This is a genomic window from Solimonas terrae (assembly GCF_011067135.1).
In the GTDB taxonomy this organism is placed as follows: domain Bacteria; phylum Pseudomonadota; class Gammaproteobacteria; order Nevskiales; family Nevskiaceae; genus Solimonas; species Solimonas terrae.
In genome coordinates, this window is the sequence record NZ_JAAMOW010000004.1 from 146,074 (window position 1) to 163,230 (window position 17,157).

Genomic DNA, 17,157 nt, shown 5'->3' on the forward strand with positions numbered 1-17,157 from the left:
GACGCGGTCGCGCGCCGCGCCGGCTATTCGATCTTTTCGTAGGCGTCCTTGCCGGCGCCGCATTCCGGGCAGACCCAGTCGTCCGGGATGTCCTCGAAGCGGGTGCCCGGCGCGATGCCGGTATCCGGATCGCCCTTTTCCTCGTCGTAGATGTGCCCGCAGATCGTGCATTCCCACTTCGCCATCGGCTCGCCCTCATGTGCTCGGGTTCAGGCCGATACGGATTCGGCCTCCTGGGCGGCGATGACCTCGGCCTGCCGGTCACGCAGGTCATGCACCGTCCACTCGTGATTATGGTTGTGCAGCGGTTTCGGCAACTTCGCACGATCGGTGTAGAACTGCGCATACCAGCGCCGCAGCTTGGCGATCGGGCCGTCATTCGCGCACAGCATCGGTTCCGCGCGATAGAGCTTGCGCTCCCAGATGTAGACGTCTTCCATGAAGGCCTGGTACGAGGCCTCGCAATAGCCCTGCGCGGCCATTTCCAGCGCCTCCGGCGGAAACTCCGCGGCATTGGCCTTGACGATGACGCCGAACCAGTATTCGAGCGTGTTCTCGTCGATCGGACACCAGGCGGTGAGGATCGCCGAATCGAACTGCTGCGAATCCTGCGTCTGCCAGGTGTACTGGTAGGACGGGCCGTGGCTGATCGAGCGCACGTAGAGCTTGTCGTCCTGCACGTCGGCGGCCAGGCGCGTGTGCGTGCCCCACATCAGCTCGCCGGTCATGTGGCCGTTCCAGACCGGCAGCCATCGATCCACGTCATAACCGTGGATCGGCAGCAGATGGCCCTTGTCGACCGTGTTCTCGATCACTTCGCGCGGGTGCGTCCTGATCGTGATGCGGAAGCGTCGCCAGCCTTTCGTCCAGCCCTGCGAATCGGCGGCGCCGGCCGGGAAGAAGTCGGCGAGCGGCGGAATCTCGTAGTCGGGCTCGCCGAATTCCGGATCGAACCAGATCAGCACCGTGTCGTTCATCTCGCGCGTGGCGAACGAGCGCGTCTTCGCCCTGGCCGGGATCTTGTCGCAGTACGGAATCTTCACGCAGGTGCCGGCGCCGTTGTACTGCCAGTTGTGGAACGGGCACTGCAACTCGTTGCCGATCACCTTGCCGGCCGACAGATCGGCGCCCAGATGCGGGCAGAACGCGTCGAGGCAGCGCACCGAACCGTCTTCGCCGCGATAGAACGCCAGGCGCATGCCGAAGTAGTCGCGCGGCACGACTTCACCGGCCGGGAACTCGTCGCTCCAGCCGACCATGTGCCAGCCGCGTGCGTAGCGCGGCGAGCCGTCCGCGAGGCGCGGGATGGTCTGCAGATTGCGTTGCACGGTGGCGGCGGATGAGCGCTTTAGCGTGTCCGCTGCGTAGTTGAGATCCCCGCCGTGTCGCTGTTCGTCGCCCATCATCGTCTCCTTGCGATCGCGCGCCGGTCCGCCGGCAGCATGGCCAAAAACATTGCGATGACAAGGTTTTCAAATCGTCCTCCAAACGGAGGATGAAAGGATTCCGGCGCGGGCGTGAACTAGCGGCTGACGACGTCACTGCGTTTTCGCGCGGTGCAGCCGGGCATCGAGATCCGGCGCCGTCGACAGAGCCCGGAGGAGAAACGCATGGCGTCGCGCTGGCTGGATCGTCTGCTGATCGTGCTGTTCCTGTTCACCAGTTTCATGTCGCTGGTCTATGCGCCGCTGTTCGTGTTCGGCTGTGGCTGGCAAGGCCTCACGCTCGGGGCCGACGGACCTTGCGCGGCGAGTTGGGTCGGTCGCGCCTGGCTCGGGTACGTGCAGGTCGAACCAATCTACCGCGACGCGCCGGTCTGGCTGCAGCTGGTCAACGAGCTCGACATGTTCTTCTTCTCGTGGTTCTACGTGCTGTCGGTGATCGTGTTCGTCGCCAGGCGACAGGACCGCCCCTGGTATCGCCGCCTCGCGACGTTCATGGCCGGGATGATGACCTACGCGATCGGCTTCTATCTGATCTGGGAAGTGCTGACTTACAAGCAGACCGGCGCCCAACTCGCCTCGGTCGTGATCTTCAACGGCATGTGGCTGGTGATCTTCGGCTTGCTGATGCTGCGTGTGCATGTGCTGCGGCCGCGCGCCGCCTGAATCTGGATGCCTCGATGAGCATGGCGGAAAACAAAGTGGATGTGGCCGGCGAAGCGCGACTGCTGATCGACGGCAAGCTGGTCGACGCGCACAGCGGCAGGCGCTATGCCAATCTGAATCCGGCGACGGAACAGATCATCGGCGAGGTCGCCGATGCCGGCGTGGCCGACGCCGATGCCGCGATCGCCGCCGCCCGCCATGCCTTCGACAACCGCGATTGGTCGACTGACCGCGCGCTGCGCAAGCGCTGCCTGATCCAGCTGCGCGATGCGTTGCGCGCCGCGGCACCGTCGTTGCGCGCACAGGTCGTCGCCGAAACCGGCGCACCGATGGCGATCACCGAGAACGGCCCGCAGGGCGACGGTCCGATCGCGATCCTCGATTACGTGATCGAGCTGATGGACCGCTATGCCTGGGACCGCGAGCTGCCGGTCGCCAACACCATGGGCGTGCCGAGCAAGCGCCTGATCTGGCGCGAGCCGGCCGGCGTGGTCGGGGCGATCTCGCCGTGGAACTTCCCGTTCCAGATCAACCTGGCGAAGATCGCGCCGGCACTCGCGGCCGGCTGCACGGTGGTGCTGAAGTCCGCCCCGGAAACGCCGTGGACGGCGACGATACTCGGCAAGCTGGCCGCGGAGCAGACCGACATGCCGGCCGGCGTGCTCAATGTGCTGACTTCGTCCGATCCGGCCGCGGTCGGCGAGAAGCTGGTTGCCGATCCGCGCGTCGACATGGTCTCGTTCACCGGCTCGACGCAGACCGGCCGCCGCATCATGGCCAGCGCCGCCGCAAGCGTGAAGAAGGTCTTTCTCGAACTGGGCGGGAAATCCGCCAACATCATTCTCGACGACGCCGATTTTTCGACCGCGCTGCTGTCGGGGCTGGCGGTCTGCTACCACGCCGGCCAGGGCTGCGCGATCACCACGCGCATCCTGCTGCCGAAGTCGCGCTATGCCGAAGGCGTGGAAACCCTGAAGGCGATGTTCGGCTACGTGCAGCCGGGCGACCAGTTCGCCCCGCAGCAGATCATGGGGCCGCTGGTCAGTGCCCGGCAGCGCCAGCGCGTGCTCGACTACATCGAACTCGGCAAGGCCGAAGGTGCGCGTCTGGTCTGCGGCGGCGGCAAGCCGGCGCATCTGAGCAGGGGTTGGTGGGTCGAGCCGACGCTGTTCGCCGATGTGCGCAACGACATGCGTATCGCGCGCGAGGAAATCTTCGGGCCGGTGCTGGTCGCGATCCCGTTCGACGATGACGACGACGCGGTGCGCATCGCCAACGATTCGGACTACGGCCTGTCCGGCGCGATCTTCTCCGCCGATCCGGAGCGTGCGCTGCGCATGGCGCGCCGCGTCCGCACCGGCACGCTGAACGTCAACGGCGCCAATTTCTTTGCGCCGGACTCGCCGTTCGGCGGCTACAAGCAAAGCGGCATCGGCCGCGAGATGGGCGTGCAGGGCTTCGAGGAATACCTGCAGACCAAGACCGTTGCGGTGCCGGCCTGAACAAGACACGAGACGACATGGTTGCGATCACCTTCATCGAAGACAACGGTACGCGTCATCAGGTCGATGCCGAGCCCGGCACCAATCTGATGGAAGCGGCGACGCTGAACATGGTGCCCGGCGTGCTCGGAATGTGCGGCGGCATCTGCTCCTGCGCGACCTGCCACTGCTACGTCGGCGACGACTGGCGCGCGCAAGCGGGCGCGCCCGCGGAAGGCGAGCTGCAGATGCTCGACGCCGTCACGCATCGCAGACCTGGCAGCCGGCTCGGCTGCCAGGTCATCGTCAGCGAGGCGATGGACGGCATCACGATCACGCTGCCACCGGATCAGGACGCGGGCTGATCACGCGCCACGACAATCAAGAGCATCGGGAGAACATCAATGGCAGCAGCATCATTCGCCGGCAAGGTGGCGATCGTCACCGGCGCCGGTCAGGGCATCGGCGAAGGCTACGCGAAAGGGCTCGCCGCGCGCGGTTGCGCGGTCGTCGTTGCCGACATCAACGAAGCGCAGGGACAACGCGTTGCCGACGAGATCGGCAAGGCCGGCGGCCAGGCACGCTTCGGCAAGGTCGATGTTTCGAATGAAGCATCGGCGAAGGCGCTCGCCGAGCAGGCCGTCGCCGCGTTCGGCCACATCGACTATCTGGTCAACAACGCGGCGATGTTCGGCAACCTCGACTTCAATCCGCTGATGAGTGTCGACCTCGGCTATCTGAACAAGCTGATCAGCGTCAACATGCTCGGCGCGGTGGTGATGACGCGCGCCGTCGTGCCGCACCTGAAGCAGGGCGCCGCCATCGTCAATCAGTCGTCGACCGCGGCGTGGATGAACATCGACTACTACTCGATCACCAAGCTTGCGCTCAACGGCATCACCTGCGTGCTCGCGCGCGAGCTCGGCCCGAAAGGCATTCGCGTCAACGCGATCGCGCCGGGGCCGACCGACACGCAGGCGCTGCGCGACAAGGTGCCGCAGCCGTACATCGATGCGATGGTCGGCCAGATGCCGATCGCGCGCCTCGGTCAGCCCGACGATCTGCTCAAGGCGCTGGCCTTCCTGCTGTCCGACGACGCGGCCTGGGTGACCGGGCTGATCATGAACGTCGACGGCGGCCAGCTGATGCGGGCGTGACCGGAGCCCGGCGATGACACATGAATGGCGGGTACAGGATCAGGTCATCATCGTCACCGGCGCGTCGAAAGGCATCGGCCTGGCGACGGTGCAGGCGCTGCTGGCGCGTGGCGCGAAGGTGGCGATGTTCGCGCGCGGCGAAACGGCGCTGCAGGCCGCGGCGGCGACGCTCGATGCCGCGCGCGTGATGACGATCGCGGTCGATGTCAGCGATCGCGCCGCGCTCGAAGCGGCGTTCGATGCCGTGATCGCGAAATGGGCGCGCATCGACGGTCTCGTCAACAACGTCGGCTTCCAGTTCGCGCGGCGCATCGAGCTGTCGCCGGAAGCCGAGATGCGCAAGCTCGTCGACCTCAACTTCTTCAGCGCGGTGTTCGCCTGCCAGCTGGCGATTCCGCGCATGCGCGCGGGCGGCGGCGGACGCATCGTCAATGTCTCATCGGCGAGTGTGCGCAACGACAACGAATTCGCGCACATGGCGCTGTACTCGTCGTCGAAGGCGGCGCTCGATCACTTCACTGCCGAACTGCGCGGCGAGGTCAAGCGCGACAACATCATGGTCACGCTGTTCAGCCCGGGCGCGGTCGCGACCGGCAGCATCGCCAACTTCGACCCCGCCGTGCTGCCCGACGCGATGGGCGCGTGGCTGGAGAAAGGCGCGCAGTTCGACGGCGCCGTACAGCCCGATGTCATGGGCGAAGCGCTCGCCGGTTGCTTCGAATATCCGCCGGGCGTCGCCGTCGAGTTCATCGAAGTGCGGCCGAACGTGCCGACGCTGAAGCTGCTGGAAAACGACTGGAAGAACGAACAGAAGGTGTAGGGGTGTCGAGGCGCAGGTAACCGTTCCCTGTTCTTCGACGAGGGGACAGGGTCAGGGCAAGGGGTAATCGATCGGGCAGCGCGGCGAGCGACGCCCTCGCCCCGGCCCTCTCCCTCGATCGCGATGCGATCGGGGGAGAGGGAGCAAAACCAGGGAGGCAAGGTGGCAATCGGATTCATCGGTCTCGGCAACATCGGCAAGCCGATGGCGCAGCACCTGCTCAAGCTCGATGAGCCGGTCTGGGTCTGCGACGTGGCGGCCGCACCGGTGGCGGAGCTGGTTGCCGCCGGCGCCAATGGCGCGGCAACACCGCGCGCACTTGCGGCGCAATGTCGCGTCATTTGCCTGTGCGTGCGCGACGATGCCGATGTCGAGTCGCTGCTGTACGGCGACGAGGGCCTGCTCGCGACTCTCGCCAGCGATGCGGTGATCGCGATCCACAGCACGGTGACGCAGGCCGCGTTGCTCCGCTGGGCGCAGGACGCACGGATGCGTGGCGTGCATCTGATCGATGCGCCGATCAGCGGCGGCGAAAGCGGCGCGAGAGCGGCAACGCTGTGCACGATGGTCGGCGCCGATGCCGCGTTGCTGGAACGCCTGCGGCCGGTGTTCGCCACCTCGGCGAGCACCATCATTCATGCCGGCCCGATTGGCTGCGGCATCGCCCTGAAGCTGTGCAACAACCTGATGACGTATGCCGCGTTTGCGGCAATCGACGAAGGCCTGCGGCTGGCACAAGCCGCCGGACTCGATCCGCGGTTGCTGATCGAGGTCGGCCGCGCCAATGGTGTGGTGACGCGGCAGATGGAAGCGTTTGTCGGCAATCGCGACAAGCTCGCGGCGGCCGGCGCCGACACCCTGCGCAAGATGTTCGGACCATTCGCCGCGCTGGGACGCAAGGATCTGGCCGCCGCCCTGGACAGCGCGCTCGCGCTCGGTGTCGAACTGCCGGCGACGGCCGCCCTGCATGAACGGATCGAGTCGGTATTTCTCGGCGATGCGAAGGATTCCGCATGAGCAGGATGATGCGCGGGTGCCTGGCGTCGGTGCTGATCCTGGCCGCCTGCATTGCGCGCGCGGAATCCGGTGACGGCATTGCGCAATGGCCGCAGATCGGCAACGAGATCGGCGGCGCGCGCTATTCGCCGCTGACCGCGATCGACAGGCACAACGTCAGCCGTCTCAAGCCGAAGTGGATTTATCACCACGGCGACTTTTCGAAAGGCGAAAACGGCGTCGGCGCCACCGCCTTCGAGGTGACGCCGCTGATGATCGATCGCACACTGTATTTCTGCACGCCGTACAACCGCATCGTCGCGCTCGATGCCGCCAGCGGCGCTGAACGCTGGACCTACGATCCGCATGCGAATCTGACGCACATCTACTCGAAGGTCTGTCGCGGCGTCGCGTATTGGCAGGACTCGCAGGCCGATGCCGGCGCGGCCTGCGCGACGCGCATCTTCGAAGCCACGCTCGACGATCGCCTGATCGCCGTCGATGCGAAGACCGGCAAGCCCTGCGACGCCTTCGGCGCGCACGGTGCAGTGAATCTGCTGCACGGCCTCGGCGAGGTTCGCGAATCCGAGTACTACCCGACCTCGGCGCCGCTGGTGATCGATGGCGTCGTGCTGACCAATGCCTTCGTCAAGGACAATCAGCGCACGACGGCGCCGGGCGGCGGTATTCGCGCCTGGGACGCGCGCACGGGCGTGCTGCGCTGGGTCTGGGATTCCGTGCCACCGAACATGCACGCGGTAACGGCCGCGGAGGTCGAGCAGGGCGCGACGCTGACGCCGGGCACGCCCAATTCCTGGGGCCTGATGTCGGCCGATCCGGAACATCATCTGGTGTTCGTGCCGACCGGCAGCGCCGCGCCGGATCATTACGCCGGTGCCGAGCGCAAGGGCCTGAGCTATTACGGCGAGTCGGTGGTCGCGCTCGACTCGCGCAGCGGCGCGGTGCAATGGCATTTCCAGACCGTGCATCACGATCTCTGGGACTACGATCTGGCCGCGCAGCCGGTGACCTATCTGCACGATGGCAAGACGCCGGCGCTGATCGCCGCGACCAAGCTCGGCTTCGTGTTCCTGCTCGACCGCTTGACCGGCAAGCCGCTGTTCCCGGTCGAGGAACGCAAGGTGCCGGCCTCGACGGTGCCGGGCGAGCAGGCCTCGCCAACGCAACCGTTCCCGACCCGGCCGGCGCCGCTGCATCCGCTGACACTGAAACGCGACGATCTCTGGGGCCTGACGTTCTGGGACAAGGGCAAGTGTCGGGACGCGCTCGATGCGCTCGACTATCGGGGCGTGTTCACGCCGCCGTCGTTGCAGGGCACCCTGGAATATCCGGGCCTGGGTGGCGGCATCAACTGGGGCTCGGTGTCGGTCGATCCGGTGCATCGCCGCATGATCGTCAATCTGCAGACCGCGCCATTCACGATCAAGCTGGTGCCGCGCGCGCAGTTCGACGGCGCGATGAAAGGCGGCGATCTGGTCGCCGTCGGCCCGCAGGAGGGCACGCCCTATGTCGTCGTCCGCGGGCCGTTCCTGTCGCCGCTGAAGACGCCGTGCGTGGCGCCGCCCTGGGGCAAGCTGGTGGCGATCGATCTCGATACCGGCAACAAGCTCTGGGAGCGCCCGCTCGGCAATCTGCACGGCATGGCGCCATTCGGTGATCACTTCCATACCGGCACGCCGAATTCCGGCGGCTCCATGCAGACCGCGAGCGGTCTGGTGTTCATTGCCGCGACCATGGATGCCTACCTGCGCGCCTTCGATGCCGACAACGGCGACGAGCTGTGGCGCACCGAACTGCCGTTCGGTGGGCATGGCGTGCCGATCACGTATCGACTCAAGGCCGACGGTCCGCAGTATCTCGTGATCGCCGCCGGTGGTCATGGCGCGCTCGGCGATGCAGTCGGCGATGCCGTGGTCGCGTTCACGCTGGACGGAAAGTGAAGATGGGCGAGCCCGGGCCGGATCACGAGGTCGATGTACTGGTCGTCGGTTCCGGTGCCGGCGCGATGACCGCGGCGCTGCGGGCCGCGCATGCCGGTGCCAGCGTGCTGATCGTCGAGAAAGCCGCCGTCTACGGCGGCACCTCGGCGACCTCCGGCGGCGGCCTGTGGATTCCCGGCAATCACCTGATGGCCGACTGCGGAATCGAGGACAGCGACGCCGACGCGATGCAGTACATGGCGCAGCTGGTCGGTGAAGATGCCCCCGCCGCCAATGTTCGAGCCTTCGTCACGCAGGGCAAGCGCATGTTGCGCTGGCTGACCGAGCACAGCCATGTCGCGTATCAGGCGATGTCGTATTACGCCGATTACTACCAGCATCTGCCCGGTGCGAAGACCGGCGCCCGCTCGATCGATCCGCTGCCGTATCACGCCGGCGTTCTCGGCCGCGACTTCCACGACATGCAGGCGCCGCACATCCAGACGCGCGTGCTCGGCATGATCGGTTACAGCAACAGCGAGGGCGCGATCCTGCTCAGCAAATCGCCCGGCTGGTTCAAGCTGCTCTGCAAGCTGACGATCGGCTATTTCCTCGATCTTCCCTGGCGTCTGCGTTCGCGGCGCTCACGGCGACTGACGATGGGCAATGCCCTGATCGGCCGCCTGCGTCGCTCGCTGCTCGATCGCCGGGTGTCGATCTGGCTGCGTGCGCCGGTGAAGCGCCTGATCACCGATGCCGCCGGCGCCGTTGTCGGTGTCGAGATCGAGCGCGACGGCGCCCGCCGGACGATCCGCGCGACACGCGGCGTGATCCTCGGCAGCGGTGGCTTCGAGCACAACCAGGCGCTGCGCACGCGCTATCTGCCGCAGCCGACGCAGACGCACTGGTCGGCGGCCAGCCCGGGCAATACCGGCGACCTGCTGATCGAAGGCCAGCGCCTCGGCGCCGCCACACGCCTGCTCGATGAGGCATGGTGGGGGCCGACGATGCACGTCCGCGGCGAGGATCGCGCGCGCATGTTGTTCACCGAGCGCTCGATGCCGGGTGCGATCGTCGTCAACAAGAAGGGGGCGCGCTTCTTCAACGAGTCGGTCGCCTACACCACCGCGGTGCAGGCGATGTACGCGGCCGGCAATCTGCCGGCCTATCTGATCTTCGACGCCCGCTACGCGCGTGAATATCCGTTCGGTCCGCTGCTGCCCGGTGGCATGCATTTGAACTGGCTGCAACTGCGCCACATCCGTCGCGAATTGCTGACGACCGCGCCGAGCCTGGCCGCGCTGGCCACGCGGCTCGGCATCGACGCCGACGGTCTGGCGGCCGGTGTCGCGCGCTTCAACGGCTTCGCGGTGAGCGGAAAAGACGAAGACTTCCAGCGCGGCGAGAATCCCTACGATCTGCTGTATGGCGACGCGCGCGTGCAGCCGAACCCCTGCCTCGCGCCACTGGCAGAAGCGCCGTTCCACGCGCTGGAAATCCATCCGGGCGACATCGGCACCAAGGGCGGTCTGGCAACCAACGAGCATGCGCAGGTCCTGCATGTGAACGGTCGGCCGATCGCCGGGCTCTACGCAGTCGGCAATGTCGCCGCCTCGGTGACCGGCCGCTACTACCCGGGCGCGGGCGCGACGCTGGGGCCGGCGATGACCTTCGGCTTTCTCGCCGCCGAGCACGCGTGCCGCGATCTGTTGGAAAATGGCGGGGCGGAAACCGACCGCATCCCCCAACGAAACTGAGTCATGGCCAAGGCCGCAACCAGCACGCGCAAGCCTGCAACCAGGAAAACCGCTGCCGAACCGACGCTCGGCCGACAGGCGCAGAAGACGCGCGTGGCGCGCGAGAAGATCATCGGCGCCGTCATCTCGCTGATCAAGGAAGGCGGATATGCCAATGCGACCTCGAGCCGCATCGCCAGGCGCGCCGGCATGACCTGGGGCGCCGCGCAGCATCACTTCGGCGCCAAGGAAGACATTCTCGATGCGATTCTCGAAATCTCGCACGAGCGCTTCAGCGAGCGCGTCGCCGATCCGGTGCTGCGCAAGGGCACACGGCGGGCGCGCGTCGAACTGTTCGTCGATCGCATGTGGAAGCATTACCAGGATGACCTGTACCTGGTGACGCTGGAAATCCTGCTGGCGATGCGCGGCTTCCAGCAGGCCAAGCCGAGCCTCGCCGAGGAGCGGCACATTCGCGCACACCAGAAAACCATGCGCGCGATCTTCCCGGATTCCGGCCTCAGCGATGCTCAGCTGCGCGAGGCGATGACCTTCGTGCACTGCTTTCTGACCGGCCTGTCGATCGAACACGTGTTCGAGCGCCGCGTGCGCCACGTCGACCGTCACCTGCAGCGGATCAAGGCGGCGCTGCTGGCGATGCTCGGCGGCGAAGCCTGAGCGCGTTCAGTCGTCCGCGCCGTCGCCGCCTGCGCGCACCTTGCCCGGCCCGACGCCTTCGACGCGCTTGAAGAAACGACGGAACGCCGCTTCGCTGCGATAACCCATCATCTCCGCAATCGCCGCGACCGAGAAGCGACGGTTCTTCAGCAGGCGTCGCGCCTCGGTGGCGCGCCATTGCGCGAGATACTGGATCGGCGGCAGGCCGACGGTCTGCGTGAACAGCTCGGCGAACGCGGTGCGCGACATGCCGGCTTCATGCGCCATCGACTGGATCGTCCACTCCTCGCCCGGCCGCTCGTGGACCGCCGACAACGCTTTCGACAGCCGCGTGTCGGTGAGCGCCGCGAGCAGGCCGCGGGGCGTGTCGGCGCTGCGCACGTATTCGCAGACCGCCATCGTGAACAGCGAATCGGCGAGCTTGTTCTGCACCATCTGCCGGCCCCAGCGCCGGTCGTTGCCGGTATCGATCAGCATCTGCGCGAGCTGGCGGAAGGCATCGCTGCTGCTCGCCGAGCGCACGATGAACCAGGTCGGCAAGGCGTGGAAGATGGGATTGTGCGTACCCATCACGAATTCGAGTTCGCCGCACAGCATCGAGGTGTTGTTGTCCTCGTTCGGCGCCGGCGTGTGCGGATCGGGCATCGCCGACAGCGAGTGGCGGATCCCGGACGGGAACACGATCAGGTCGCCCCGCTCCAAATGTTCCGGGCGGTCCAGCGCGCTGCCGCTGACCCAGCAGTCGCCCTCGGTGACCAGATGGAACTGGCCATGCCGGGTTGCCGGGTCTTCTTCGTACCAGCTGCCGCAATAGCGCACGTTGGCGGTGATCTCGACGCGCAGCTGGTAGGAGCTGAGCACCGATTCCAGGACGCTGTCGATCGCCGAGGTGTCCTGGCGCGGGCCGGTGCCGATGGGCGGGAGCAGTTGCATGGCCGACATCCTAGGCCGACGCCGCCCCCGCAGCCATATTCGGGACGCCGCCGCTCATGCGCCGGCGTCCGCCGCACTCTCGTCCATTTGTGGCAGGCGCCGGGCGCGTCGCGCCTCCTACGCTCGCAACCACGATCGCAACCGGCGCGGAGTCTTTCGCACACGCCATGGCAGCTGCAGGCCTGATCAGCCGTTACGCCCGCACCCTCATCCACAGCGCGGAAGCCAAGGGGTACGGCGAGACGGTCATCTGCGACGCGATTCCGATCGCGCGGGCGCTGTTGCGTGATCAGGCGGCGCCGATCGATCCCGGCACCTTCTTCCGCGTCTCGCGCAATCTCAAGCTGTTGATGGCGGACGAGTTCTGCGGCTTCACGCGCGCGCCGTGCCCGATCGGCACCTTCGAGATGATGTGCGAGGGCACGGTCAGCGGCGGCCCGCTCGGGCCGGCCCTGCAGCGCGCGTTCGCGTTCTACGCCACACAGGCACCGGAGCTGCGCTTCGAGCTGCGCCGCCACGGCGAGCTGGCGGCGATCGAATTGCAGGTTGCCCATCCGGAATGCGATCCGCAGGGTTTCCTCAACGAGTGGTGGTTCATGCTCTGGGCGCACATGTCCGGCTGGCTGATCGGCGAGGAAGTGCCGGTGGTGGCCGCCGACTTCGCTCATGCGCGCGCCGGTCGCCCCGAGGAGTATTCGGAAATGCTGTCCGGCCTGTGCCGCTTTTCGCAGCCGCAGGCGCGTCTGCTGATTCCGGCGCGCTATCTGGAGCGGCCGACGGTGCGCAGCCGCGCCGACCTCAACGGCTTCCTGGTGCCGAAATCGCTCGATACCCACGCCCTGTACGACGGCCATCTGTCGTTCAAGTCGCAGCTCAAGGCGCGCCTGCGCGAGCAGCTGGCGCAGACCCAGACCCTGCCGTCGATCGAGGACGCCGCCGGTGAATGCCATGTCAGCAGCCAGACCCTGCGCCGGCGCCTGCAGGCCGAATGCAGCAGCTACCGCCTAGTCAAGGAAGAAGTGCGGCGCGAGCTCGCGCTGAAGTTCCTCGGCGATGCCGAGCTGCCGATCGGCGAAGTCTCCCTGCGCGCCGGCTTCGCCGAGCCGAACGGGCTCACGCGCGCATTGAAGAGCTGGGCGGGTCTGAGTCCGCTCGATGTCCGGCGTGGCGCCGAACCGGCGCTGCGCGATACCGGCGTGCTCGCGCGCCTGAGCTGAGCCGCTCGTCCAGCTGTCACTTTCGGATATGGGCCGCGCCGCCGCCGGCGCCTAGACTGCGCCCATCATCCGGCGCCACGCGTGGCCGCTGCGGACAGCTCTGGCATTCATGAACGAGGAGACGGCAATGACCGAATTGGCACAGGAAAAACTGGTATCGGTGGATTCGCATGTGCATTTCACCGACGAGTGGGTGAAGGAACGCCTGCGCAAGGAAATGCATGCGGTCTGGGACGATGCCAACAAGAAGGCGGAGGAATATGCGGCCAAGGTCCTGCGCGGCGGCCAGCCTCAGCTCGAACTCGAGGATTTCGTCGATCCGGAAGCCGCCAAGGACCCGGGCCACTTCAACCCGGAAGGCAAGCTCAAGGCGATGGATCTCGACGGCGTCTATGCCGAGGTGATCTTTCCGGAACTGGCCGGCGCCAAGATCGCCAATCCGCACCTGATGGGCGACAACTGGAAGGAAGTCTTCCAGGGCTACAACAATGCGATGGCCGACTTCGCCGCCTACGATCCCGTGCGGCTGATGACGGCCTACCAGCTGCCGCTGTACGACATCGACTTCGCGCTCAAGGAAGTCGAGCGCCTGGCCCGCGACAAGAAGGCGCGCTGCGTGCAGCTGACGCCGTTTCCGTCCGAACTCGGCCTGCCGGACTTCTACGACAAGCGCTACGAGCCGCTGTGGTCGTTGATCGAAGAGACCGGTCTGACCGTTCTCAACCATCTCGACCTCAGCGCCAAGCTCTGGGACGTGTTCCGTCGCGATCCGACGCCGCAGAAGGGCATCTTCACCGGTCTGGCCTGGGCGCCGCTGGCCGAGACGATCTGCATGTGGATCCTGACCGGAACGCTGGAGAAGTATCCGAAGATGCGGGTGCTGTTCGTCGAGCCGGGTCTGGGCTGGCTGCCGTGGTTCTTCGAGTCGCTGCTCGATCCGCGCATGCACCAGCACTACACCTTCCCCGGCGTGAAGAAGCCGCCGTCGGACACCTTCCGGCAGCAGTGCGGCGCCACCTTCATGTACGAGCCGCGCGGTCTGGAGGAGTGCTACAAGTACTTCGGTCCGGACTGCCTGTACTGGTCGACCGACTTTCCGCATCCGGCAACCTGCTGGCCGCACTCGCGCAAGCAGGTCGTCAGCCAGTTCGCCGAAGCGAAGATTCCGGAAGCCGATCGCATCAAGATCACGTCCGGAAACGCCCGCAAGACCTTCGGCCTGGGGTGAGCAGGGCTTTCGAGCAGCACCGCTGCGAGCCTGCGAACGCACGCCGGCATGCAGGCCGGCGGGCCGGGGCCAGCAGGGCTTTCGAGCAGCACCGCTGCGAGCCTGCGAACGCACGCCGGCATGCAGGCCGGCGGCCGGGGTGTCGGCGTCTCGCGCCACCGCCCCGTCGTCTCCCTCACTGACCGGGACGTGAGGGAGGCGGGTCGGCTTCCGTGCACGGAAATGACGGTAGTGCCCCTGCCTCGTCCGAGTGAACGACGCTTTTGCAAAGGCGGCGGGTAACCTCGTCGATGCTCCGGAATTGTTGAAGGAAATCACGATGGCGGCTGTACTCGAAAAACTGAAAGTGCTCGATCTCACGTCCGGCGTTGCCGGGCCGATGACGACGATGCTGCTCGGCGACAACGGCGCCGACGTCACCAAGATCGAGCCGCCGGGTGGCGACCCGGCGCGCACCGAGGCCGGTCCGCAGCAGCTCGGCTACAAGGTCTGGCAGCGCGGCAAGCGCAGTGCGTTCCTCGACCTCACCAAGGTCGACGACAAGGCGGTGCTGCTGGCACTTGCGAAAACCGCCGACATCCTCGTCGAATCGTATGCACCCGGCGAAACCGAAAAGCTCGGCATCGACTACCAGACTTTGAGCGCGCTCAATCCGCGCCTGATCTACTGCTCGATCACCGGCTATGGCCGCGACAACGAACACAGCCATCGTCCGGCGATCGACGCGCTGGTGCAGGCGCGCAGCGGCCTGATGTTCGAGCAGCGCGGCTGGCCGGAAGGCGCGCTCAATCACATGAACGGCGAGCCCGATCCGTTCCCGGATCTGGAGATTCCGCAGGAGGATGTGCAGGGCGCACCGCGCCCGGGTCCGCTGTTCGTGGCCTCGCAATGGCCCAGCCTCGGCGCGTTCTTCAATGCCTCGCTTGGTATCGCCGCGGCGCTGCGGGCACGCGAGCTGACCGGCAAGGGACAGTGGGTCGAGACCTCGCTGCTGCAGGGCGCGCTCGCGGGCGCCGCCGGCGTCTGGCAGCGTGCCGAAAAGATCGACGTGCCGGGCTTCGACACCTGGATTCTCAACAGCAAGTCGTCCAAGGGCCACTTCAAGGCCGGGGACGGCAGGTGGCTGCACAACTGGGTGCCGAATCCGCGCTTCATCCTGCAGGCCTCGCAGGGCGACACGCTGAATGCCTCGCCCGACCTGACGGTGCAGAACGATCCGGACCGCTTCGGCACCGGCCCCGAAGAAATCCTGGTGATGTCGCATTACCAGCCGCTGCTTGCCGAGGCCGTCGCCAAGTTTCCGGTCGAGGACTGGATCGAAGCCGCCGCGACCGCCGAGATGACGATGCAGCCGGTACGCAGCATCGAGGAATCGCTCGCCGATCCGGCGTTCATCGAAGACGGCTGCGCGACCGAGACCAGCGATGCCGAACTCGGCACGATCCGCACCGTCGGCAACGCCTTCAACATGAGCAAGACGCAGGGCAAGCCGGGCGCGCCGGCGGTCAAGCCCGGCGCCAACACCGATGAAGTGAAGGCCGAAGCGGCGAAGATCATTGCCGACGCGAAGGCTGGGACCGCTGCCGCGAACGGCAAAAAGATCAAGGCGCCGCTGGCAGGCATCACCGTGCTCGACCTCGGCCTGGCGATCGCCGGGCCGTTCGGCACGCAGCTGTTGTCCGATCTCGGCGCGACCGTCATCAAGATCAACGGTCTGTACGACATGTTCTGGCATCGCGTGCACATCGCCTACATGGCGAACCGCGGCAAGAAGTCGATCACGCTGAATCTGAAAGACCCGCGCGCGATGAAGATCCTGCTCGATCTGGTCAGACAGGCCGACGTCGTCCAGCACAACATGCGCTACGACGCCGCCGAGCGCCTGAAGATCGACTACGAGTCGCTGAAGCAGATCAAGCCGGACCTGATCTATTGCCACACGCGCGGCTTCGAGCGCGGTGTGCGCGCCGGTCTGCCCGGCAATGACCAGACCGGCGCCTGCCTGTCCGGCATCCAGTTCGAGGACGGCGGCATGGGCCGCGACGAGCAGGGCGTCACGGGTCGTCCGCTGTGGAGCTTCACCAGCTTCGGCGATACCGGCAACGGCTTCCTGTCGGCGATCGCGATCTGCAATGCGATCTATCACCGCGATCGCACGGGCGAAGGTCAGTTCGTCGACACGTCGATCATCAACGCCGCGCTGCTCAACACCAGCTACGCGGTCGCCAGGCCGAACGGTGAAGGGTTCGAGCGTCCGCGCATCGGCGGCCTGCAACTCGGCTATTCGGCGGCGCATCGCATCTACGAAACCGGCGACGGCTGGATTTGCGTGGCCGCGACCCGGCGACCGCAGCGCGCCGCGCTGCTGGAAACCTTCGGGATTCCGGCCGACGCCGCAGCCGATGACGCCGCGCTGGCCAAGGCCATCACCGACAAGCTCAAGACGCAAAGCGCGCAGGATGCATTCGCTGCGCTCGACAAGGCCGGCGTGCCGGTCGAGATCGTCGATCCGGAGTTCTCGCGCAAGCTGCACGACAACGCCGACTTCCAGAAGGCGAAGTGGGTCGTGAGCTACCCGCATCCGCATGTCGGCAAGCTCGACCAGATCGGCCTGCTGTTCTCGCTTTCCGATACGCCGGGCGTGATCCAGGGGCGTCCGCTGATCGTCGGCGAGCACACCCAGGAAATCCTTGCCGGCATGGGCTACAGCGAGGAGCAGGTCAAGACCATGGAAGAACAGTTCGCGATCGGCTTCGCCGGCATGCCGCGCATGCCACCGCGGCCGGCCGCGAGTGCCGCGCCGCAGGCGCCGAAACCAGGCATGGCGAGCATGCTCGAGAAGGAAGCCAAGCAATAGCCACGG

The 17,157-nt window shown here is 66.5% G+C and carries 15 protein-coding genes; 12 read left to right on the forward strand and 3 right to left on the reverse strand.

All coding sequences use genetic code 11. The features are described 5' to 3' along the window. Positions 1 to 23: 23 nt before the first annotated feature. Positions 24 to 185 (reverse strand): rubredoxin, encoded by a 162-nt coding sequence (rd, locus tag G7Y85_RS08810; protein WP_166255079.1) that lies wholly within the window; start codon positions 183 to 185, stop codon positions 24 to 26. A 24-nt stretch (positions 186 to 209) separates the two neighbouring features. Continuing rightward, entirely contained in the window at positions 210 to 1,403 is a 1,194-nt protein-coding gene (locus tag G7Y85_RS08815) for a 3-ketosteroid-9-alpha-monooxygenase, oxygenase component (protein ID WP_166255084.1), read from the reverse strand. A gap of 207 nt (positions 1,404 to 1,610) precedes the next feature. Here G7Y85_RS08815 and G7Y85_RS08820 point away from each other — a divergent pair, with 207 nt between their 5' ends. The 9 genes from G7Y85_RS08820 to G7Y85_RS08860 all read left to right on the forward strand — a co-directional run bounded on the left by G7Y85_RS08820 (position 1,611) and on the right by G7Y85_RS08860 (position 10,916). After that, complete coding sequence (locus tag G7Y85_RS08820) at positions 1,611 to 2,108, forward strand: hypothetical protein (protein WP_166255087.1); 498 nt, start codon at positions 1,611 to 1,613, stop codon at positions 2,106 to 2,108. Between the two features lie 14 nt (positions 2,109 to 2,122). Continuing rightward, a complete protein-coding gene (locus tag G7Y85_RS08825; RefSeq protein ID WP_166255090.1) occupies positions 2,123 to 3,610 on the forward strand; it encodes an aldehyde dehydrogenase family protein in 1,488 nt (495 codons plus the stop codon). Positions 3,611 to 3,627: 17 nt separating this feature from the next. Further along, a complete protein-coding gene (locus G7Y85_RS08830; RefSeq protein WP_166255093.1) occupies positions 3,628 to 3,954 on the forward strand; it encodes a 2Fe-2S iron-sulfur cluster-binding protein in 327 nt (108 codons plus the stop codon). Between the two features lie 39 nt (positions 3,955 to 3,993). Beyond that, positions 3,994 to 4,746 (forward strand): SDR family oxidoreductase, encoded by a 753-nt coding sequence (locus G7Y85_RS08835; RefSeq protein WP_166255096.1) that lies wholly within the window; start codon positions 3,994 to 3,996, stop codon positions 4,744 to 4,746. A 13-nt stretch (positions 4,747 to 4,759) separates the two neighbouring features. After that, positions 4,760 to 5,566: an SDR family oxidoreductase gene (locus G7Y85_RS08840; protein WP_166255099.1), complete on the forward strand. Its 807-nt coding sequence runs from the start codon at positions 4,760 to 4,762 to the stop codon at positions 5,564 to 5,566. A gap of 162 nt (positions 5,567 to 5,728) precedes the next feature. Continuing rightward, positions 5,729 to 6,583: an NAD(P)-dependent oxidoreductase gene (locus tag G7Y85_RS08845; RefSeq protein ID WP_166255102.1), complete on the forward strand. Its 855-nt coding sequence runs from the start codon at positions 5,729 to 5,731 to the stop codon at positions 6,581 to 6,583. Then, entirely contained in the window at positions 6,580 to 8,523 is a 1,944-nt protein-coding gene (locus tag G7Y85_RS08850; protein ID WP_166255105.1) for a pyrroloquinoline quinone-dependent dehydrogenase, read from the forward strand. Before G7Y85_RS08845 ends, G7Y85_RS08850 begins: the two co-directional genes overlap by 4 nt. A 2-nt stretch (positions 8,524 to 8,525) precedes the next feature. Next, complete coding sequence (locus G7Y85_RS08855; protein ID WP_166255108.1) at positions 8,526 to 10,259, forward strand: FAD-binding protein; 1,734 nt, start codon at positions 8,526 to 8,528, stop codon at positions 10,257 to 10,259. Between the two features lie 3 nt (positions 10,260 to 10,262). Then, positions 10,263 to 10,916, forward strand: coding sequence for a TetR/AcrR family transcriptional regulator (locus G7Y85_RS08860; protein WP_166255111.1), 654 nt, complete (start codon positions 10,263 to 10,265; stop codon positions 10,914 to 10,916). A gap of 6 nt (positions 10,917 to 10,922) precedes the next feature. Here G7Y85_RS08860 and G7Y85_RS08865 read toward each other — a convergent pair whose 3' ends face one another. Then, positions 10,923 to 11,849: an AraC family transcriptional regulator gene (locus tag G7Y85_RS08865; protein ID WP_166255114.1), complete on the reverse strand. Its 927-nt coding sequence runs from the start codon at positions 11,847 to 11,849 to the stop codon at positions 10,923 to 10,925. A 167-nt stretch (positions 11,850 to 12,016) separates the two neighbouring features. On the opposite strand from G7Y85_RS08865, the gene G7Y85_RS08870 reads away from it, so the two are divergent. The 3 genes from G7Y85_RS08870 (at position 12,017) to G7Y85_RS08880 (ending at position 17,151) form a co-directional block, all read left to right on the forward strand. Beyond that, entirely contained in the window at positions 12,017 to 13,066 is a 1,050-nt protein-coding gene (locus tag G7Y85_RS08870) for an AraC family transcriptional regulator (RefSeq protein WP_166255117.1), read from the forward strand. Positions 13,067 to 13,193: 127 nt separating this feature from the next. Then, positions 13,194 to 14,294: an amidohydrolase family protein gene (locus G7Y85_RS08875; protein ID WP_166255120.1), complete on the forward strand. Its 1,101-nt coding sequence runs from the start codon at positions 13,194 to 13,196 to the stop codon at positions 14,292 to 14,294. A 319-nt stretch (positions 14,295 to 14,613) separates the two neighbouring features. Further along, positions 14,614 to 17,151 (forward strand): CaiB/BaiF CoA transferase family protein, encoded by a 2,538-nt coding sequence (locus G7Y85_RS08880; RefSeq protein ID WP_166255123.1) that lies wholly within the window; start codon positions 14,614 to 14,616, stop codon positions 17,149 to 17,151. Positions 17,152 to 17,157 lie beyond the last annotated feature (6 nt).